Source organism: uncultured Selenomonas sp. (genome assembly GCF_963528755.1).
Lineage (GTDB): Bacteria > Bacillota > Negativicutes > Selenomonadales > Selenomonadaceae > Selenomonas.
In genome coordinates, this window is record NZ_CAURXA010000001.1 from 360,778 (window position 1) to 378,881 (window position 18,104).

General features: G+C 51.8%; 21 protein-coding genes and 5 pseudogenes. 16 read left to right on the forward strand and 10 right to left on the reverse strand.

Features of this window, described 5'->3' with window-relative positions; translation table 11 throughout:
* Positions 1-64: 64 nt before the first annotated feature.
* From RWS31_RS01790 to rpsI, 5 genes are all read left to right on the forward strand, one after another.
* Positions 65-2,179 (forward strand): hypothetical protein, encoded by a 2,115-nt coding sequence (locus tag RWS31_RS01790; RefSeq protein WP_314595597.1) that lies wholly within the window; start codon positions 65-67, stop codon positions 2,177-2,179.
* Positions 2,176-2,505, forward strand: coding sequence for an EscU/YscU/HrcU family type III secretion system export apparatus switch protein (locus tag RWS31_RS01795; RefSeq protein WP_009646424.1), 330 nt, complete (start codon positions 2,176-2,178; stop codon positions 2,503-2,505). The genes RWS31_RS01790 and RWS31_RS01795 overlap by 4 nt, the downstream gene beginning before the upstream one ends.
* The gene (locus tag RWS31_RS01800; protein ID WP_313972528.1) at positions 2,502-2,867 is read left to right on the forward strand and encodes a YraN family protein; all 366 of its coding nucleotides are present in this window, start codon (positions 2,502-2,504) and stop codon (positions 2,865-2,867) included. The genes RWS31_RS01795 and RWS31_RS01800 overlap by 4 nt, the downstream gene beginning before the upstream one ends.
* Positions 2,868-3,145: 278 nt before the next feature.
* Complete coding sequence (gene rplM, locus RWS31_RS01805) at positions 3,146-3,586, forward strand: 50S ribosomal protein L13 (RefSeq protein WP_009646432.1); 441 nt, start codon at positions 3,146-3,148, stop codon at positions 3,584-3,586.
* Between the two features lie 25 nt (positions 3,587-3,611).
* Entirely contained in the window at positions 3,612-4,004 is a 393-nt protein-coding gene (gene rpsI / locus RWS31_RS01810) for a 30S ribosomal protein S9 (RefSeq protein WP_006192988.1), read from the forward strand.
* 300 nt (positions 4,005-4,304) lie between these two features.
* Here the strand turns inward: rpsI and RWS31_RS01815 are convergent, their stop codons facing one another.
* Positions 4,305-5,576, reverse strand: coding sequence for an MFS transporter (locus RWS31_RS01815; protein ID WP_314595602.1), 1,272 nt, complete (start codon positions 5,574-5,576; stop codon positions 4,305-4,307).
* Positions 5,577-5,682: 106 nt separating this feature from the next.
* Between RWS31_RS01815 and RWS31_RS01820 the strand changes: the two genes are divergently transcribed.
* Together RWS31_RS01820 and RWS31_RS01825 are read left to right on the forward strand one after the other, a co-directional pair.
* A complete protein-coding gene (locus RWS31_RS01820) occupies positions 5,683-7,089 on the forward strand; it encodes a PLP-dependent aminotransferase family protein (RefSeq protein ID WP_314595605.1) in 1,407 nt (468 codons plus the stop codon).
* A 96-nt stretch (positions 7,090-7,185) separates the two neighbouring features.
* A complete protein-coding gene (locus RWS31_RS01825) occupies positions 7,186-7,875 on the forward strand; it encodes an aspartate/glutamate racemase family protein (RefSeq protein ID WP_399553727.1) in 690 nt (229 codons plus the stop codon).
* A 77-nt stretch (positions 7,876-7,952) separates the two neighbouring features.
* Here RWS31_RS01825 and RWS31_RS01830 read toward each other — a convergent pair whose 3' ends face one another.
* Positions 7,953-8,582 (reverse strand): alpha/beta hydrolase, encoded by a 630-nt coding sequence (locus RWS31_RS01830; RefSeq protein WP_314595702.1) that lies wholly within the window; start codon positions 8,580-8,582, stop codon positions 7,953-7,955.
* Here RWS31_RS01830 and RWS31_RS01835 point away from each other — a divergent pair.
* Together RWS31_RS01835 and RWS31_RS01840 are read left to right on the forward strand one after the other, a co-directional pair.
* Positions 8,577-9,167, forward strand: a complete 591-nt coding sequence (locus tag RWS31_RS01835) for a flavin reductase (protein ID WP_314595609.1) — start codon at positions 8,577-8,579, stop codon at positions 9,165-9,167. The two genes, RWS31_RS01830 and RWS31_RS01835, sit on opposite strands and share 6 nt — an antisense overlap.
* 121 nt (positions 9,168-9,288) lie before the next feature.
* Positions 9,289-9,588 (forward strand): annotated as a pseudogene (locus RWS31_RS01840) (ATP-binding protein); the annotation flags it as partial.
* Positions 9,589-9,654: 66 nt separating this feature from the next.
* Here the strand turns inward: RWS31_RS01840 and RWS31_RS01845 are convergent.
* The 4 genes from RWS31_RS01845 to RWS31_RS01860 all read right to left on the reverse strand — a co-directional run bounded on the left by RWS31_RS01845 (position 9,655) and on the right by RWS31_RS01860 (position 11,635).
* Positions 9,655-9,999, reverse strand: a complete 345-nt coding sequence (locus RWS31_RS01845; protein WP_314595611.1) for a hypothetical protein — start codon at positions 9,997-9,999, stop codon at positions 9,655-9,657.
* A 99-nt stretch (positions 10,000-10,098) separates the two neighbouring features.
* The gene (locus RWS31_RS01850) at positions 10,099-10,455 is read right to left on the reverse strand and encodes a hypothetical protein (RefSeq protein ID WP_314595613.1); all 357 of its coding nucleotides are present in this window, start codon (positions 10,453-10,455) and stop codon (positions 10,099-10,101) included.
* 222 nt (positions 10,456-10,677) lie between these two features.
* Positions 10,678-11,121, reverse strand: coding sequence for a DUF2691 family protein (locus RWS31_RS01855; protein WP_399553713.1), 444 nt, complete (start codon positions 11,119-11,121; stop codon positions 10,678-10,680).
* A gap of 16 nt (positions 11,122-11,137) precedes the next feature.
* Positions 11,138-11,635 (reverse strand): hypothetical protein, encoded by a 498-nt coding sequence (locus RWS31_RS01860; RefSeq protein ID WP_314595615.1) that lies wholly within the window; start codon positions 11,633-11,635, stop codon positions 11,138-11,140.
* 249 nt (positions 11,636-11,884) lie between these two features.
* Between RWS31_RS01860 and RWS31_RS01865 the strand changes: the two genes are divergently transcribed.
* Positions 11,885-12,238 carry an HNH endonuclease signature motif containing protein gene (locus tag RWS31_RS01865; protein ID WP_314595617.1) on the forward strand — a complete coding sequence of 118 codons (354 nt, stop codon included), beginning with the start codon at positions 11,885-11,887 and terminating at the stop codon, positions 12,236-12,238.
* Between the two features lie 22 nt (positions 12,239-12,260).
* Here RWS31_RS01865 and RWS31_RS01870 read toward each other — a convergent pair whose 3' ends face one another.
* Together RWS31_RS01870 and RWS31_RS01875 are read right to left on the reverse strand one after the other, a co-directional pair.
* Positions 12,261-12,533, reverse strand: a complete 273-nt coding sequence (locus RWS31_RS01870) for a type II toxin-antitoxin system YafQ family toxin (RefSeq protein ID WP_314595619.1) — start codon at positions 12,531-12,533, stop codon at positions 12,261-12,263.
* The gene (locus RWS31_RS01875; protein WP_314595620.1) at positions 12,526-12,819 is read right to left on the reverse strand and encodes a type II toxin-antitoxin system RelB/DinJ family antitoxin; all 294 of its coding nucleotides are present in this window, start codon (positions 12,817-12,819) and stop codon (positions 12,526-12,528) included. The genes RWS31_RS01870 and RWS31_RS01875 overlap by 8 nt, the downstream gene beginning before the upstream one ends.
* A 238-nt stretch (positions 12,820-13,057) precedes the next feature.
* On the opposite strand from RWS31_RS01875, the pseudogene RWS31_RS11020 reads away from it, so the two are divergent.
* Positions 13,058-13,180, forward strand: a pseudogene (locus RWS31_RS11020) (ParB N-terminal domain-containing protein); the annotation flags it as partial.
* Positions 13,179-14,354 (forward strand): annotated as a pseudogene (locus RWS31_RS01880) (terminase large subunit); the annotation flags it as partial. The pseudogenes RWS31_RS11020 and RWS31_RS01880, both read left to right, overlap by 2 nt.
* A 48-nt stretch (positions 14,355-14,402) precedes the next feature.
* Here the strand turns inward: RWS31_RS01880 and RWS31_RS01885 are convergent.
* A complete protein-coding gene (locus RWS31_RS01885; RefSeq protein WP_314595623.1) occupies positions 14,403-14,798 on the reverse strand; it encodes a TIGR04076 family protein in 396 nt (131 codons plus the stop codon).
* A gap of 68 nt (positions 14,799-14,866) precedes the next feature.
* Here RWS31_RS01885 and RWS31_RS01890 point away from each other — a divergent pair.
* Positions 14,867-15,870, forward strand: a pseudogene (locus RWS31_RS01890) (phage portal protein); the annotation flags it as partial.
* Positions 15,871-15,967: 97 nt separating this feature from the next.
* Positions 15,968-16,060: pseudogene (locus RWS31_RS11025) on the forward strand (phage holin family protein); the annotation flags it as partial.
* Positions 16,061-16,117: 57 nt separating this feature from the next.
* Here RWS31_RS11025 and RWS31_RS01900 read toward each other — a convergent pair.
* A complete protein-coding gene (locus RWS31_RS01900) occupies positions 16,118-16,444 on the reverse strand; it encodes a helix-turn-helix domain-containing protein (protein ID WP_314595627.1) in 327 nt (108 codons plus the stop codon).
* Between the two features lie 246 nt (positions 16,445-16,690).
* Here RWS31_RS01900 and acgA point away from each other — a divergent pair, with 246 nt between their 5' ends.
* Both acgA and acgM read left to right on the forward strand, forming a co-directional pair.
* Entirely contained in the window at positions 16,691-16,903 is a 213-nt protein-coding gene (acgA, locus tag RWS31_RS01905; RefSeq protein ID WP_314595629.1) for an ACGX-repeat peptide, read from the forward strand.
* Between the two features lie 129 nt (positions 16,904-17,032).
* On the forward strand, positions 17,033-18,082 hold the full coding sequence (acgM, locus tag RWS31_RS01910) for a radical SAM/SPASM domain protein, ACGX system (RefSeq protein WP_314595631.1): 1,050 nt from the start codon (positions 17,033-17,035) through the stop codon (positions 18,080-18,082).
* The last annotated feature ends 22 nt before the right edge of the window (positions 18,083-18,104 follow it).

Genomic DNA, 18,104 nt, shown 5'->3' on the forward strand with positions numbered 1-18,104 from the left:
CATCAAACGGATGGATTTCATTTTAGCAGGTGTTCCTTAGAAGATTACACGGAGGATTCGTTTCATGGCAATGGAAGCAAATGCCGCCAATGCTGCGGGGTCTTTGCAGCGAATACAGCGGCCTCAGACGACAGGATCGACAGATGCCGTAACGCGGCGAGGGGACGGCGCTTCGTCCTCCCCTTTTGCAAAGGAGACGAATGTCTCTATACGAAATTCCATTGCGGATTTGTCATCCGTCCTCGGGAGGATTTCCCAAGGACAGGAGGATTCGGTGGAGGTTCTGCCCGATCACCTGCAGAAGGTGATTCGTAATGTCATGGAAAGCGCTTTTTCGTTAAGTGCGACCTTGGAAGAGGGATTGGGCAGTACGACGGAGAGCCAGCGTTTTTCCTTGGAGCAGTTGGGCACGCTTTCGCGCATGCTCACACAGCTGGGTGCACTCGCGGAAAAGGGCGTGCAGGTCAGCGATTTCAGTGAGAGCATGCAGACGTTGCTGCGAAATCTGAAATCGCTTCTGACGGCGCAGGAGGGTGGAAACTCCTTGGAGCCAGCGCTCTTGAATAAGCTGTCCTTCCAACTGCTTGACGCTAAGGCACTGGAGGATTTGCCGGCAGCCTTGCAGCAGGCATTGACGGTCTTGGCACAGACGCAGCCGCAGCGGGGTGCGAGCGAGACAAGTTCTTTTGACTTTCTGAAGTCCCTTGTGCAATATTTCATGCCGCGGCCCGGAGAGGAGAGTGTGTCGACGATCATGCAGGAGTCTGGGCAGACGACGCCCGAAGGCGACGCGGATGCTGAGACCAGTGCGAATCCATCGATGCGCGATATGAGTGAAGGCGGTGCGAAGGAAGTGCGGCAAGAGACGGCAGGGCAGATGCCAGAAGCCGCCAATGAGGAGACGAACGCTGCGCAGAAGGAAGGTGAAGCGGTACTTGGGAAGGAGGCGGCGTTGAGAAAAGCGGCGACGCAACAGCCCCAACGGAATGGCGCCGTTTTGCAGCAGAATGCCGAGGGAATGGAACCTGACTTGTTGCCAGACGCTGAGGATGGCGCTTCGGAAACAACACAGCAGCAGAAGGTTTCAGGGCAGGCAGAGACTACCGAGGGCAAGGGGCAGACGAAGACGTCTCAGGAGCAAAGCGGAGCACAGCAGCAAAAAGCCCTCGGACAGGGAAATGTTGCCGAGGGCAAAGGACAGTCGAGTGAGCAAATGCTACGTGGTGCGCAGCAAGAGGGAAAGTCGACGGAATCAGCGGTGTCGCGTCAGAATGCGCAGAGTGTGAATCCGCAGTCGACAAGACAGGAAGGCACCGAACAGAATATAGCGCAGGAAAAGTCTCTGCAACAGGGGCGGAATCCTGCCGGTCCATCGACCAACACATCGACCAATACGCAGGGAGAGGCGAAAGCTTCTGCGCGTCAGATGCCCGTGATGCAGAATACGCCTCAGCTCATGCAGAGTCTGAAGGAGACGGCGTCATTCATGCTGAAGAATATGCCGCTTACAGAGAAGGATGCCGCCTTGCTGCGCGACTTTATCAACAACGGGCAAAAACTCTTGCCGGACAAGGAAGCGAAGCAGCTGCAGCTTCTCCTGCGCCTCAGTCAGAATAATGTTCCTGCTGCCGTCAATCAGGCTGCTGTGCAGAAGAATCTCGGCGATCTTCCGCGTCTCTGGGCATTTATGCAGCTCTGTGATATGACGGCGGTGAAGGACATGAAGGAGCAGCAGCTCAAGCGAGCGGGTAAGGATGTCGCGGAATTTGCCGCTTCGATGAAGCGTTCTATGGAAGGCGGCAGTCTTTTTCAGACGGATGGCAAGGGCAATGTGCATCGGTCGCTGAATTTCATGTTGCCATTGTATATGGGGGAAGGCGAAAAACAGAGTTACCCCGCGTATGCCAATGTCTATAACGAGGAGAAGTATTCGCCCGAGGATGGGAGCATGCACAAGGAAACGTGGCTCAGGCTCTGCGTGCTTACAGATCATATTGGCGCCGTAGAGCTGACTTGCCAGGTGTACGACGCGAAGAGCCTCAACATGCGCGTGCTTTTCTCGGAGGCGTCCGCCGTGGAAGAGTTCAAGTCGTATATCCCTGAGTTCAAGGAATCATTTCGTACGATGGCATTGGAACTGACCGATCTCAAAGTCAGTATGGCGGGTAGTAAAGAATGATGGACACGAATATGGAAAATAAAGATTTGCCGCTGGAAGAGCGAGACGTTGCCAATCAAAGAGCTGTGGCTTTGCGCTATGAGCCGGAAAGACAGCAAGCTCCGAAAGTCGTGGCGAAAGGACGTGGTTTCGTCGCGGAAAACATCCTCGCAGCGGCACAGAAAAACGCGATTCCTGTCTACCAGAACAAATCGCTTGTCAACATGCTGATGGCCTTGGAACTCGACCGAGAGATTCCTCCGGAACTTTACCGTGTAGTAGCTGAGGTTCTTGCCTATGTCTATCGCATAGACAAACGCCATCAGAAGCCGGAGTTGCCGCGGTGACAACGAAGAGACTTGGTGACCGAGGCGAAGAAGCGGCGGCGCTGTATCTGGAAAAGCGTGGCTGCCGCATATTGGAACGGCAATTTCGCATGAAGACGGGTGAGATCGACATCATTGCTGAGGAAGATGGGACATTGCTCTTCATCGAGGTCAAGACGCGCCATCCGACGCGATTCGGCACGCCGGCTCAGGCCGTAGGACGCACGAAACAGCGGCGTATTTTTCGTACAGCCTTTTTGTATATGCAGAAGCATGGATTTATGGAAAGAGCCTGTCGATTTGATGTCATAGAAATCCTCGCGATGGACGAATCTTATGCGGTACGCCATTATGAGAACGCCTTTGAATTTGATGGCATTTAAGGGAAATTGATAAATTCAGTGATTCCTGAAGGGTTTGGAGAGAAGGCGCTTTTGTCGTTTGCGGCTGCATAAGCTACCAAAGTTTGGCAGAACGATGCGACAATTAAACTTGCAATCTTCCGGCAGAGCAGCGGCAAGAAAAAATGCTTGACAAGCTGTGCCCTTTTGAATAGAATATTTCTGTATGAGTCGTAGCAAGCGCATCCATTAGCCCCGGAGCGCCAGCGGGCCATCATCTATGAAAATAATGCATTACAATAGGTTGAGGGAGGATTCGCATGAAGACGACATTTATGGCGAATGCAGCGAATATCGAACGCAAGTGGTATGTTGTCGACGCTGCCGGCCAGACGGTAGGTCGCTTGGCGGCGGAAGTCGCCAAGGTGCTTCGCGGCAAGAACAAGCCGACCTTCACGCCGCATGTTGATACGGGTGATTTCGTCATTGTGATCAACGCGGAGAAGGCGGTCTTTACAGGCAAGAAACTCACGGATAAGATGTATTTCCGTCATTCCGGATATCCGGGTGGCACGACGTTCACAGCGGCAGGAAAGCTCATGGAGAAAGCTCCGGAGAAGGTCATTGAGAAAGCGGTGCGCGGCATGTTGCCGAAAAATCGCCTCGGTGCACAGATGTACCGCAAGCTCAATGTCTATGCTGGTTCGGAACACCCCCACGCAGCGCAGAAGCCCGAAGTGCTCGCGCTCGACATCCGTTGATTTCTGGAAGGAGGAGCTTTAATCCATGGCATTAGTCAGCTATTACGGCACGGGTCGCAGGAAGACCTCGGTCGCTCGCGTTCGCTTGGTTCCCGGTGACGGCAAGGTCACGATCAACGGCCGCGATATGGAAGAGTATTTCGGTCTCAAGACGCTTGAGCTCATCGTTCGTCAGCCGTTGAACCTCACCGATACGGTGGACAAGTACGATGTCATTGCTAACGTCAAGGGTGGTGGCGCCTCGGGCCAGGCAGGTGCGATTCGTCACGGCATCACGCGCGCCCTGATGGAGCTCGATGGAGAGCTTCGCCCGGCGCTGAAAAAGGCTGGATTCGTCACGCGCGATCCGCGCGAGAAGGAGCGCCGCAAGTACGGTCTCAAAAAAGCTCGCAAGGCCTCTCAGTTCTCGAAGCGTTAAGCAGCAAGAACCGAATAGAAAGTTACAAAAGCCCGTCAGTCCAGTACTGGCGGGCTTTTTCGGTTATCTCGACGTGCTGAAATTGCCCGTAAGATCGACAAAAATGCGCTGATTTTCAGGTTGAAAGTTATATACAAGTTACATACAAGTTACATACAAGTTACAAAAGATTTTTCCAACAGTCCGCTTCGGCGGATTATATTTTGTTATGGGTCGTGACACAATAAACCACCCGCTATCTTCGCAGATAAATAATGTGTTGTACTATGATGATGGTCTTGTCCTGTGTCAGCGCCTCGATTATCTCTGCGTATTTTGCGTGGAGGCAGGGATACGGCTGAGAAGAGCGGCGCAGCAGAGCGCAGCCGATGCGGCGCACACTTGAAGGGTGAGGCCATCCACATAGGTGGCGGGCGAGGCAAGAGATGCGCCGTCTCCCATGAGAAACTCGCCTGCAAATACAATTCCGAGCGCACCTGCAAGCTGCTGACCCGTCGTCAGAATGGCACCACCAACGCCCGCATCCGCCATCGGTAGATAGCGCAGAACAATACCTGTCGAAATGGGAATCACCGTGCCGTTGCCGATCCCGAGGACAAACAACGCGAGGAGGACAAAGGGAATTGCAGTGGACAGTCCCGTGATTGTGCCGAGCAACACGGCGAGGATGCCCGTGCCCGTGCAGAGCGTTCCGCAGATCAACACGTGCGACGGCGAGTATCTCCGCATGAGCATAGGACCTGCGGAGGAGGCGAGGACGAATCCCGTGCCGACCGCCATAAAGACAAGTCCCGCCATCTGCGGCGAGAGTTCACAGATGTTTTGTAGATAGAGGCCGAGAATGACAAAGAATGGCACAATGGCGGCGTACAGGCATACATTGAGAAGAATTCCGATTGTATAACCACGATACCAAAAGAGACGGAACGGATTTCCTAGCCGTTTTTGGTGTGCCTCGTGTACAGCTTTTAGATTCGGTGGCAGCGACCTGCAGCCAATGGCGGCGATCAGGCAGATCGGCACGTTGGCAAGGAAAATCATGCGCCAACCGAGTCCAAGAAAATCCCATGCAGGAATCCAGCCGCCAAGTACCTGCCCCATGATCTGCCCGAGTCCGATGGACACGCCGAATGCGGATAGTGCCTGCACACGTGCATTCTCTTCGTATGAGACACGAATCAGAGCGAGTACCTGCGGCACCATGACCGCGCCCGAAAGCCCTTGCAGAAGACGTGCGACAACAAGGTGTTGTGCCGTCTGAGCAACGCCGCAGAGCGCTGAGGTCGCGGCAAAAAGAAAAAGTCCGAGGCAGTAGATACGCCGCCGTCCGAAACGGTCGCCGAGGCGGCCGCCGACAATCAGCCCTACGCCGTAGACGAGTGCATAGCCGCTCATAATGCCCTCGAATTCTGCAGCCGACGGATGTAAGGAGGAAATGATGGCGGGGGCGGCGACATTGATAACGAACTGGTCAAAGATGGACAGAAACGAGCCGACCAGGATAAAGGGCAGAATATAAAGTGAGACGGATACCGTTGCGCTCGTTGAAGCAATGCTGTTTTTCCTATCCATGGTCATCTCTCCTGTGATATAATACATACAATTATTATGTTAAACTGCCCATTGTATGATTTCAACAGTAAAATTGTATGTATGACAATGTTGTAGGAGATATCCTATGCCCATCAATTCGTTCGATAATTATCCGATGACGTGGCGTCCCGCACGCGCGGAGCTCCATCCTCCGTTCTATCGTGCACTTGCTGCTCAGCTCGAATACGACATCCTCAGCGGACGGCTGCTGCCACATACAAAACTTCCGCCTCAGCGGGAACTTGCCGACTTTCTGGATCTTAATCTGAGCACGGTGACACGCGCCTTTCGTCTTTGCACGGACAAGGGGTTGATCTATGCGGTCATTGGGCGCGGGACGTTCGTCTCGCCGAATGCCGTACTGCATGATACGATGGGAGGAACGGAAAAGTCAATCATCGAACTCGGCAGCATTCATCCATACGAGGAGTTCAACGAGATTCTTGCAGATACTGCACGGGAGATTCTGCGCGGCAAGGGTGCAGCGCGGCTCTTCGCGCTTGGTGGTGTGCAGGATGAGGATCGTCATGCGCGAACTGCGTGCAGTTGGCTGGCACGCTTTTCTCTTGCGGCAGAGCCAGCGAATCTCCTTCTTACTTCTGGCACGCAGAGTGCACTTGCAATCGTACTCACTGCGCTGTTTGATGCAGGAGATCGAATTGCGGTGGACGGATATACGTATGCGAATTTCATCGGCCTTGCAAAACAGTTGAACATACGCCTCATCCCAATCGAGGGAGATGTGGACGGGATGCTGCCGGATGCGCTTGCACGGCAGCGTCAGCAGATAAACATCAAAGGTGTCTATCTTATGCCGTCCTGCGCAAACCCGACTGGCATCGTCATGCCTGAGGAACGGCGCAGAAAGATTGCAGCGGTGCTGCGTAAGCACAATATGTTTTTGATTGAGGACGATGCTTATGGCTTTACGGCACGCGAGAACGCTGTGCCCATGACCATGCTCCTCCCGCGGCAGTCTGTTTATCTGCACAGCCTGTCAAAACTTACCTGCCCCGGACTGCGCGTTGCCTACATGCTTGTTCCCGCGCATCTCAGGCCGCTCTTTCGACGGACAGTGCGCAGCATCAGCATGACGATTCCGCCGCTGAGTGCGGAGATCGCATCAGAGTTGATCGCCAGCGGCGCGGCGGAGCGTATAATGAGGGAGAAATGTCGGATGTCTGAGGAGCGCAATCGCATCTTTCGAGGGATCTTCCCTGCACATACGAGGAATCCACGCAGTTTCTTCCAATGGATGCCACTGCCTGTGGGATGCGGTGGGGCGAATGTCGAGGCACAGGCGCAGCATCGCGGTGTGCGTGTCCTCTCGTCGGATCGCTTTGCCGTCGGCGGGGAGGCGGAGCATTCCTTTATTCGCCTCGCCCTCTGCTCGCCGCCAACGAATGAGGAGCTGGCGCGCGGACTACGGATTGTTCATGATCTGATGGAGGAAAATACGATTCCGCCGCAGACGGAGACATTGATCCTTTAGGAAGAATAAAGGAAGAGGGGGGTGAATTGTCCTCCCTACAATTTTTACCTTGTTATGACGGATGGACGGTGCTATTGTAACAGCAGAGGTGATATGATGAAAACAATAGGACTGATCGGTGGTATGAGTTGGGAAAGTACGGTGACATACTATCAGATCATCAACGAAACGATTAAAAATCGGCTAGGCGGTCTGCATTCTGCAAAATGTATTCTATACAGTGTTGATTTTGATGGAATCGAGAAATATCAGACGAGGGGAGAATGGGATAAGAGCGCAGATGTTTTGTCTGAAGCCGCACAAGCACTGGAACGGGCGGGTGCAGATTATATTGTAATCTGCACCAATACGATGCACAAGGTAGTGCCTGAAATCGGCAGGAGAATTCATATCCCCATCCTGCATATTGCAGACATGACCGCTGTACAGCTAAAGAAACAAGGCATTCGAAAAGTCGGCCTGCTCGGCACGAAATATACCATGCAACAGGATTTCTATAAAAATATTTTGATCAGACAGGGGATTGAGGTCATCGTTCCGAATGATGATGATGTCGATGTCGTCAATCGCGTCATTTACGATGAACTGTGTCTCGGAAAAATTTTTGAGAAGTCCAAAGCTGCATATCTGGACATTATTCATAAACTCGCACGAAACGGGGCGCAGGGGATCATCCTGGGATGTACCGAAATCGGACTTCTGATCCAGCAATCCGATACCGATATTCCACTCTTTGATACCACACTCATTCATGCAGAACAAGCAGCACTTAAATCACTTGAGTGATAAAAAGAGATTCCGTTCGTCTTATTGACGTTTGGAATCCCTTTTCTACTTTATCGGACACGGTATTCTATTTGCAATTATTCCATCATGCGAGACAGTACATCGGCAACAATGGGGAGTGTTGTCACGCCGTCAGCGTCCAGATAGTGTCCGCCCGTCTTGGTCTCATAAAAGACTGCGTCGAACCGTTCGGCAAACGAGCGGCTGAACTCGTGGGTGACAATCGGATCGTCCCTGGCGGAAACAACGGCTCTATTTGGGATTGTTTTTGAAAGCAGTTTATAGTTTGGGATTGTGGCGGTGAATTCATCGAGGAACGAAAAGTCTGGAATTGACTGATCGAATCCGGAGACGAGCACGGCGCCGCCGATTGGTGCAGCGACTGTTTGTAAATATCGCAGCGTTGTAATGCATCCCAGACTATGGGCAACAAAATAGGTGTTTGATGTTATGCACGTGAGATGCTCTGAGAGAAATGATATCCATGTTTTGCAGTCCGGCTGTGCTGGTGTCGGCATATCGATGGATTCAGTGATAGCGCCTTTGTCTGTCAGAAATTCGTTCGGCCATGGAAACCAGTGCCGCGTGGATGATGCATCGAATCTGTGAATAATATATACGTTGTTATCATGTGCCTGATTATGGGGTCTTGACGCAGATGGTATGCTGAAAGCAGATTCGTTGACAGAAAGGAGCATACGATGCATCAAAGAATTGAGCGATTTGGGTTTTACTACGGTTTTCCCGTGTTTTTCATGACAACGAAGGACCGCGCGACCGGCGCGGACGATCTGACGCCGCTGTCCTCGTCTTGGACGCTTGGCAATACGATGGTGATCGGCATCGGCCAGGGAAATAAAGGCTTTCAAAATCTGGAAGAGGGTGCAGAGGCGACGTTCAGCGTGCCAGACGGCACGCTCTATGAACAGCTGAAGCGCATTGAAAAAACGACGGGCGTTCGAGAGCCCGCCGGCGTGAAAAAAGAGCTCGGCTATACTTATTGCTCGGATAAATTCGCCGCCGCCGGCCTCACGCAGCTGCCCGGTGAGACGGTGCGGACAGTGCGGATTGCGGAGTGTCCCATCCATATCGAGACCGTCGTGGAGAGCATCACGCCCAAGGATTGGTTCGCCGTCGTCGTCTGCCGGATCATGGCGATCTTCGTCTCGGATGAATTGCTGCGGGACGGACGGATCAACACGGCAAAGTGGCACCCGCTCATCTACAAATTCAAAGAATATACGACGACGGGCGATCGAATCGGTCTGAATTTCGGATTCGACGAGTACTGAGATTACAGTACGTGCGGAACCCCTCTTTGCGTGTCATCATCTTGTCCGCATAGGAGCAGAGCAAGACAATCTTCTTTCCTGCATGGCGCGTCTCGGCAATGATCTCCTCGTTGAGATGGTGGAGTATCAGGCGAAGCGCTCGCTTGAAATTGCAGCGGCAGGAGGGCATAATGTCCTGATGGTCGGTGTGTCCGGCTCAAGCAAGACAATGCTGGTACGTTAGATGTCTTCGATCCTGCTGGAGCTGAAGAAGGAAGAAACCATCGAGATTACGAAGATTTGCAGCATCTCAGGGCTGCCTGGCAAGAATACGGGGCTTATGACCACACGTCCGTTCCGAAGTCCGCATCATACATTGTCCACAGTGGCAATGATCGGTGGCGGCAGTATCCCGCGTCTGGGCGAGGTGACGCTCTCACATCAGATTGACGATACATGCTTTATACAACATCAATAGATTAGTTCGCTACTTTCTGTAATATAGCCATTAAAACCTCCACACGAGGGAGAAGCCGCAGGTCGCGTCCGGCGTGTGGAATCCTTCGGGTTTTTCTATGGACGCGGCAGCGAAAACATCGTAGGAAATATCGTTGACCGTTCCGCGAACGCTGAGCGCTGCGCCTGCGAGCACATGCCCGTTGTAGAGATCGGCGCCGTAGACGGCGCCGACATCGAGACCGAGGTAAAGTTCTGCCTTTTGCTTCGGGAACTGCAGCCGCTCCTGCCGTGCCGCCTCCTGCGCCCGCGACTGGTCAAGCTGCTCCTGTTGCGAGAGCGGAGCCGCTTGGGCGGGAGAGACGGATAAGGGGAGGGTGGCTGCCAATAGTTGCATTTAAAGCACGCTGCCGCCGGCATCTATTTCTCCTAGGGCTCCTGCGGCAGACAGACCCAATGTTCCGCCTACACCAGCAAGTGCTGTAAATGATCCAGACTAGCCGGAGATGTATGTTCTATAAGCATCAGATGTTTCTTCTTTACCTGATATTGCTAGCCATCCTGCACCAATGTTTAACGGTACAGCTGTAGCTGCTACGCCAGGCGCAAATGCTATTGTTCCGTACACGTTTCCAAATTTGTCGATTATACAAGCAACTGTAGCGGCTTTTATACCCTCTCCGATACTCATCTGGATAGTGGTATAGTCAGAGGGCATGTTTCGAATATCAAGCTGTCCAGAATCAACTAAATATTTGGCTTCATTCATAACCTCACTTGAAATATCATCAATAAGAGAATCTATACGATCATAGGCTTCTTGAAAATATGGAACTTCTTCTGGTGAAATCATGCTACGAAATAGTTCTTCGTATTCCGCATTCCATTTCGTTCCACTAGTTGCCGAAGTCGCACCAGAACCCGCATTCCCACTGACCGCCTTAGCAGCCGCAGCCCCTACAATCGCGCTGACGATCTGCGCTGTACCGGGATCCTTGATCTTCTTGATCTCGCCGATGATCGTCTCGGTTACGCCTGCGCCGATGGCGCCAGAAGCAAAGTCAGCTCCTGTGATTTAGCTTATTTCCTCCGTTTCAATATTTTCAAATCCTTGGTTTACTGCATTCGTATACAAGGCAGATATGATCTTATCATCAACAGAAGAAATATCTACATATACACTATCTGTTACAATAACTTCTAAATAAGCTCCATTTAGCTTGTCCGTTTTGTTCTCGAGGGAAGATTTTAAGCTGAATATACCTGATACGATATAATACCTACGCGACATGAGTACTGAAAAGAAATCTTGGTTTGAAAAATACTTGAAATCAAATAAATCAACCATTTCACCGTTTATATTGTGCCATGCCTGAAGATCACCAATTATCGCTGTACCATAAACCTCCCATGTACCATCGACCATATCCTTTATGGGGGAAAGTATACGATATAAATATTGTCCCCATCCATTTGGAATGATGAAACTTATTTTTTGTATATGATTCAAAGTTCGCACCTATTTTCTGTCCACATTACCATCTGACGATTTGAGCCGTACCTGGATCTTTGCCATCAAGTGCCTTAATAACAGCTTCGTTGACTCCTGCACCAATGGCACCAGAAGCAAAGTCAGCGCCTGTGATCTGGCTCATGATGCCGCTGATGATGGCATGGACGGCGACTTTTCTGCCGCTGCCGTCATCGGGGAGGTTATGGGCGAGGCGGAAGGCTTCTTCACCGAAGGCTTTGGCAAGTTCTTGTTGTTCTTCGATCTTTTGCTTGTCAAAGATACGTTCAAGCTCATTCAGCGAGTTCGCTGTATCGCGGCTCAAGGCAGAGATGTCCTGCGTGGGATTTTCGCGAATGTCGATTGTTCCCGGTGCAACGGCAGAAGTTGTCGTGCTGTTCGCATCGCCCTTGTCGCCCTCCACACGAATGGCGGCGAGATTGCCAGTCTCGTATACCTTCGCACCGAGATTTACGCCGCCATACAACAGGTGACAGACAGGGATGCGCGTCGCGTGCTGCATCTTCGCTACAGGGGGTATCGCTCGTGGTCGGCGATAGCAGAAGAGATGAAGCTGAGCCTGCGGCAAATTTATCGGCTACACGGAGAAGGATTGAAAAAATTTTCGATTCGGGCATAGGATGTCACTAAATGGCAGTCGATGTCCTCTTGATGTCAATGGGTTGATTTTGATATGATAGAATCAGTGAGAATAGGAAGAAGCCATCGAGGGAGAAATCCCATCGGTGGCTTTTTTGATGGAGGGGAAGCGATGCCGAGGAACCCGAAACGCCCATGTTGCTACGGCGGCTGTCCCAATTTGACGGGCAGCAAGAGCGGCTACTGCGAGAAGCATGAGAAACCGATGCAGAGGTACTACGAACGTTTTGCTCGCGGCTACAGACAGCACGAGCGGTACGGCAGTGTGTGGCGAAAGATTCGTGACAGGCATCTGGCACGAGAACCGCGGTGCGAGATGTGCAAAGAGCACGGACGCTTCGTGGCGGCGACGCTCGTGCATCACATCAAGCCGCTCGGCGATGGCGGCAGGTATGACGAGAGCAATCTCATGTCGCTCTGCATTAGCTGTCACGAGAAAATTCATCGGAGAAGCCGAGAAAGATAAAAGCCGACTCAAAAAGAATCGGCTAGGAGAGATCAGAGTGTGAACCTGTGCAGGAAGCTGTTAGGATAAGCTGTCCCTTGTCGATGGCATAGACGAGCAGCCAATCGGGAGCGACATGGCATTCACGAAACCCAATGTAATTACCGACAAGCGCGTGATCGCGATGCTTTTCAGACAAGGGTTCTTCTGCGCAGAGCGTTTGCAGGACATCGTCCAGCTTTTTCATATTCGCCCCGCGTTTTCGCAGACGTTTCAAGTCCTTGCGAAATTGCGTGGTAGTTACGAGTTCAAGCATCGCCGTCCTCCTCACCTAAGTCTTTTAAAAGTGTACTTAGGGAACGATAGCGTTTTGCCTCGATTTTCCCGTCCATAATGGCGCGCGCTTCATCGATGGCTAGTAGCGTCTCTTTATTGTAGCGCGGCTGCTTCGGCTGGAAGGGAAAGCCGCCCTCCATGATGGATGCGTGCAGAAAGATGTTGATGGCATCGGTGATGGATATGCCGAAGCTGGAAAAGACATCCTCTGCATGGGCTTTCACCGTAGGCTCGATGCGCATGTTGATGGTGGCAGTTTTGGTCATGATACGATTCCTCCTTTCGTTTATTGTAATGCGAAAGTGAAGCAAATGCAAGCTGTGTTTTGGCATCCCCCGGGGGCGGAAAAATCTCCAAAACCGCGCCATTGCCGGACCGACGATGGGTCACGCGCAAAAAAAGAACGGTTCATGGAATTCCCCATGACGGAATTGGACGGAGCAGACCTTGCAGATGCCGCAGAGCTTTTCGGTGCAGATATGCCGAATCCGAGTGAGTACCTGTCTGCGCGGCAGTCTGCGCGAATTCGACTTCATCAATCCCGTCATCATTGACAAGAACTGCGGCATCCTCGCAGGTCACGGGCGCGTTGCCGCTGCCAAGGCGGAGGGCATGAAGAGTGTGCCAGAAGCGCATGGTGTATTTGCCGACGAACAGCTTCTATCAAGTGCTCTCAGCAGAGGCCTATTCAAAGCACGGATTCAACATCCACGGTGTCGTGTTCGACGAATTGCACACGCAGCCGAACCGCAAACTCTTTGACGTTATGACGAAAGGCTCGGGCGATGCGCGAATGCAGCCGCTCTATTTCCTCATCACGACGGCGGGGACAGATACACAGTCCATCTGTTACGAGACGCATCAGAAGGCGAAGGACATCTTAGAGGGACGAAAAATCGACCAGACATTCTATCCTGTCATCTATGGTGCAAAGGAAGATGAGGATTGGACAGATCCCGAGGTATGAAAACGGTCGAATCCATCGCTCGGCATCACGGTAGGCATCGACAAGGTGCAGGCGGCGTGTGACTCTGCGCGTCAGAATCCAGCTGAGGAGAACAGCTTCCGTCAGCTTCGTTTGAACCAGTGGGTCAAGCAGTCCGTGCGCTGGATGCCGATGGACAAATGGGATGCGTGCGCCGCGACTGTGGATGCCGGAGCCTTGAAGGGGCGCGTCTGCTACGGCGGTCTTGACCTCTCGTCGACGACGGATGTCACGGCATTTGTGCTCGTGTTTCCTCCGACGGATGAAGATGAGTCTTTTGCTGTGCTTCCGTATTTCTGGATTCCCGAGGAGAACATCGACTTGCGCGTGCGGCGTGACCATGTGCCTTATGACGTATGGCAGAAGCAGGGTTTTCTCATGACCACGGAGGGAAACGTCGTGCATTACGGCTTCATCGAGAAATTCATCGAAGAACTGGGCAAGACGTACAACATCCGCGAGATCGCCTTTGACCGCTGGGGTGCGGTGCAGATGGTGCAGAACCTCGAAGGAATGGGCTTCACCGTCGTCCCGTTCGGGCAGGGATTCAAGGATATGAGTCCGCCGACGAAGGAACTGATGAAGCTGACGCTGGAAAAGAAAATAGCGCACGGCGGGCATCCCGTCATGCGCTGGATGGCAGACAACATCTTCATTCGCACCGACCCTGCGGGGAACATCAAGGCGGATAAGGAGAAGTCCACCGAGCGGATTGACGGCGTGATCGCGCTTATTATGGCGCTTGATCGCGCGATTCGCTGCGGCAATGATGCGTCGGAATCGGTGTATAATGAGCGAGGAATTTTGCTGCTGTAAGGGCTTGCATGAATGATAGATGTCCTTATCCAAGAGCATCGGTCATGGTCAATCTGCCTCGTCAATACGTTCGATTTTGAAAATCACAGGACGGGTTCCGTCAGAACAGCAACATATGATGGTGTTCTCTTCCCTCATCCACCCTTTCATGATCAATCCACTCTGCAGTCCTGCATAGATGTAGCGAGAAATGGCATCCCATGCTTCCGAGCAATGGGGCTTTCGGGGGCCTCCCGCTACCGTATCAGGATTTGCTGTTGTTTTGACTAGTGTGTTAAGTCCGCCCTGGCAGAAATGGTCGTTTCTTTCATCCCTCTCAAAGATGAATTCATCTCCCACATTGTAGCAGGGACAGTCTCCGGAATTGGGATCGGCGCAATACTCCTTTTGCAATTCGGGATACAGCTTTTTGTCGATAACCGTAAGTTTCACCTTGTGCTTCATTACTCTTCCTCCCAATATTCGGCTTCACAGCCATATACACAGATTGTCATCAAAGGAGAACGATGCTCATGAACCTATTCAGCAAACTCTTTCGTTCGCGGGACAAGCCCATGAATCATCTCGGCGGCTTGTCTTTTTTGTTTGGACAGACGGCAGCGGGTAAGGCGGTCAACGAGCGAACGGCAATGCAGACAACGGCGGTCTATGCCTGTGTCCGTATTCTTGCCGAATCAATCGCAGGGCTGCCGCTTCACGTCTATGCCTACCAAGGGCGGGGCAAAGAGCGCGTGCCGGAGCATCTGCTGTACTTCCTGCTCCATGATGCGCCGAATCCCGAGATGACCTCCTTTATATTTTGCGAAACAATGATGAATCACCTTCTTTTATGGGGGAATGCCTACGCACAAATTTTGCGGGATGGCAGGGGCAAGGTTCTCGGACTCTATCCGCTGCTCCCGGACAAGATGGAGGTGAGTCGGGACAGCCGCACAGGAGAACTCTACTACACCTACACGAGAACCACGGAGGAGAATCCGAACTTCAAGGACAAAGGGCAGATTCGTTTGCGGCGTGAGGATGTGTTGCATATTCCAGGACTCGGCTTCGACGGTCTTGTGGGCTATTCGCCCATTGCTATGGCAAAGAATGCCGTCGGCATCGCTCTGGCGACGGAGGAATACGGCGCGGCATTTTCCGACATGGTGCGCGTCCGGGTGGTGTCTTGGAGCATCCGGGCGTATTGAAAGACCCGTCGAAGCTGCGGGAAAGCTGGCACGCCGTTTACGGCGGTACGATGAACACGGGCAGAATCGCTGTGCTGGAAGAGGGCGTCAAGTATCAGCAGATTGCCATCCCGCCCGAAGAAGCGCAGTTCCTTGAGACGAGAAAGTTTCAGATCGACGAGATTGCTCGGTTCTACCGTGTGCCGCCGCATATGGTCGGAGATTTGGAGAAATCGAGCTTCAACAATATCGAGCAGCAATCCTTGGAGTTCATCAAGTACACGCTGAATCCGTGGGTCGTGCGCTGGGAGCAGTCGCTGCAGAAAGCCTTGCTTACAGATAAGGAGCGATAGGAATATTTCATTCGCTTCGTGGCAGCCTTCGTACCAGATGGGCGAACCCGACCAGCTGCTCGGCTATCCCGTGTATTCCTCAGCATATATGCCCGCTATCATCGAGAACGCAGCACGGATGGGGCTTCCCGTTCCGCAGAAATTGCAGGACATGATGCACAGCATTAAAAATCAAGAGGGTACATAACAACTTCAACGCCCGGCGGATGATTGTCGGGCGTTGAAGTTTGTGTGAAGCATATTTTTATTCTGCAAGCTCTTTATATCTGCGCCCCCATTGTTTCATAGCTGCAATGATGGGATTTAGGGATTCGCCCAATGAAGAGAGCGCATATTCCACACGCGGCGGCACTTCAGGGTAAACGGTGCGCGTGATGATGCCGTCAGCCTCCATCTGTCGAAGACTGTCCGTCAGTACCTTCTGGCTGATCCCCACCAGAGCTCTTTGCAATTCGTTAAAACGCCAAGGACGCAAGATGAGATTCCTGATAATAAGAAGCTTCCACTTGCTTCCAATCATGCTGACTGTCGTTGCGACATCGCATTCTGGAAGATCTTCTTTTTTGCGCATGACAAACCATCTCCTCACATTATATATGCAGCACTTAAAATAAAATGTTACATACTATATATAATGTAACAGCCGCAAAATGTCAATAACCTGCCACCCTGTTATAGAAGAGTTTCTTTCGTTATACTTACTTTAAAGTAACGCAGGTTACAAAATTGTGCGTACTTGCGGCAGGTTGCATCCATGGATATAATCGAAATCACAGGAGGCAATGGTGCCTGCTGGATGTCGATAAGGAGGACGATTATGGCGTTATCAGACCTTTCCGGATGGGCGGAAGACAAGACTGCCAGCGGCTGCGGAGCAGCCTGCGGTGCAGGTGACAAGCCCAATGAGAAACCTGCTGCCTGCGGTGCTGATGATAAGCCTGCAGAAGCCCCTGCAGCCTGCGGTGCTAGCGACAAGCCACAAGAGAAGCCGTCGGCTTGCGGGTCTTCCTGCGGCGCAGGTGACAAATAAGATTGGGATAAAACCCCTTCTTGTTTGAGCAGAACGGGAATCCTCCAGCTTTATCAGGGTTGGAGGATTCTTTTTGAAAGAAAACAGCTGCGCAGATGATACAGATGAAACGGACAACGGTGAAAGATCATGAAACCATACTTTTCTTTTCAATGGCACATAACAGATGCATGTGACCAGAGGTGCAAGCACTGCTATATTTACTCCGCCGGCGACCATACCTGTATTCTTTCCATGACATGGAAGCAGATGGAAAGCACCTTCTACAACTGCCTTGATTTCTGCGAAGTATATGGAAGAATGCCCTATTTTTATATTACGGGCGGTGATCCGATCCTGCATCCTGATTTCTGGAAACTGCTTAAACTGATTCACGATCATGCGATCAAGTTCACGATTCTCGGCAATCCGTTTCATCTGAATGACCAGATTTGTCGGGAGTTAAAATGGTATGGCTGTGAGAAGTACCAGCTTTCTCTTGATGGACTCAGGGAAACGCACGATTGGTTCAGGAAGCCAGGCTCTTATGACTGTACCTTAGAAAAGATTGCCTGTCTCAACAAGGCGGGCATACGGAGCGTCATCATGACCACGGTATCCAAAACGAATCGTATGGAAGTACCAGGCATCATTGATGTGGTCGCGGAGGCCGGGGTGAATGTATTTGCCTTTTCCCGATACGTTCCGAGCGGCGGTGATCTGGATGTGTCCATGACAGCGCAGGAATATCGGGAACTGCTTGCTGTCTGCGATCAGAAGTTCAAAGATTATGCGGAGCAGGGATGCGATACCTACTTCAACAAAAAGGATCACCTATGGACGTTGTATGAATACGAGACGGGGGCATTTAAGATTCCCCAAAACGCGAAGACTGGTATGATCTACAACGGCTGCAACTGTGGAAACTGTCATATCACCATTCTTCCTTCCGGCGATATCTACGCTTGTCGCAGAGCAGCAGACAGCAAGGTCGGAAATGTTTTTGAAGACCGTCTTGCTGATGTATGGGTGACAAGCATGGAAAGTTATCGGGAATACGAGCGGTTTGGTAAATGTGCGCGATGCAAACTGCTTGCATGGTGCAGGGGCTGTCCTGCCGTGGCAAAGGGGACAAGCGGCAGTTTTTATGCCGAAGATCCGCAGTGCTGGGCAGATGAAAACGGAATACTGTTTCAATAAAAACTCAAGATAAGAAGGATAT

Bases quoted from the DNA above. Each gene is read 5' to 3' on its own strand.
- RWS31_RS01835 (WP_314595609.1), top strand. From the start codon at position 8,577: ATGCATCAAAGAATTGAGCGATTTGGGTTTTACTACGGTTTTCCCGTG.
- RWS31_RS01815 (WP_314595602.1), bottom strand. From the start codon at position 5,576: ATGGATAGGAAAAACAGCATTGCTTCAACGAGCGCAACGGTATCCGTC.
- RWS31_RS01875 (WP_314595620.1), bottom strand. From the start codon at position 12,819: ATGACCAAAACTGCCACCATCAACATGCGCATCGAGCCTACGGTGAAA.
- RWS31_RS01795 (WP_009646424.1), top strand. From the start codon at position 2,176: ATGATGGACACGAATATGGAAAATAAAGATTTGCCGCTGGAAGAGCGA.
- RWS31_RS01885 (WP_314595623.1), bottom strand. From the start codon at position 14,798: ATGAAGCACAAGGTGAAACTTACGGTTATCGACAAAAAGCTGTATCCC.
- RWS31_RS01825 (WP_399553727.1), top strand. From the start codon at position 7,186: ATGAAAACAATAGGACTGATCGGTGGTATGAGTTGGGAAAGTACGGTG.
- RWS31_RS01870 (WP_314595619.1), bottom strand. From the start codon at position 12,533: ATGCTTGAACTCGTAACTACCACGCAATTTCGCAAGGACTTGAAACGT.
- RWS31_RS01845 (WP_314595611.1), bottom strand. From the start codon at position 9,999: ATGCAACTATTGGCAGCCACCCTCCCCTTATCCGTCTCTCCCGCCCAA.
- rplM (WP_009646432.1), top strand. From the start codon at position 3,146: ATGAAGACGACATTTATGGCGAATGCAGCGAATATCGAACGCAAGTGG.
- RWS31_RS01865 (WP_314595617.1), top strand. From the start codon at position 11,885: ATGCCGAGGAACCCGAAACGCCCATGTTGCTACGGCGGCTGTCCCAAT.
- rpsI (WP_006192988.1), top strand. From the start codon at position 3,612: ATGGCATTAGTCAGCTATTACGGCACGGGTCGCAGGAAGACCTCGGTC.
- RWS31_RS01790 (WP_314595597.1), top strand. From the start codon at position 65: ATGGCAATGGAAGCAAATGCCGCCAATGCTGCGGGGTCTTTGCAGCGA.
- RWS31_RS01830 (WP_314595702.1), bottom strand. From the start codon at position 8,582: ATGCATCGTATGCTCCTTTCTGTCAACGAATCTGCTTTCAGCATACCA.
- acgA (WP_314595629.1), top strand. From the start codon at position 16,691: ATGGCGTTATCAGACCTTTCCGGATGGGCGGAAGACAAGACTGCCAGC.
- RWS31_RS01820 (WP_314595605.1), top strand. From the start codon at position 5,683: ATGCCCATCAATTCGTTCGATAATTATCCGATGACGTGGCGTCCCGCA.
- RWS31_RS01860 (WP_314595615.1), bottom strand. From the start codon at position 11,635: ATGCAGCACGCGACGCGCATCCCTGTCTGTCACCTGTTGTATGGCGGC.
- RWS31_RS01850 (WP_314595613.1), bottom strand. From the start codon at position 10,455: ATGATTTCACCAGAAGAAGTTCCATATTTTCAAGAAGCCTATGATCGT.
- acgM (WP_314595631.1), top strand. From the start codon at position 17,033: ATGAAACCATACTTTTCTTTTCAATGGCACATAACAGATGCATGTGAC.
- RWS31_RS01900 (WP_314595627.1), bottom strand. From the start codon at position 16,444: ATGCGCAAAAAAGAAGATCTTCCAGAATGCGATGTCGCAACGACAGTC.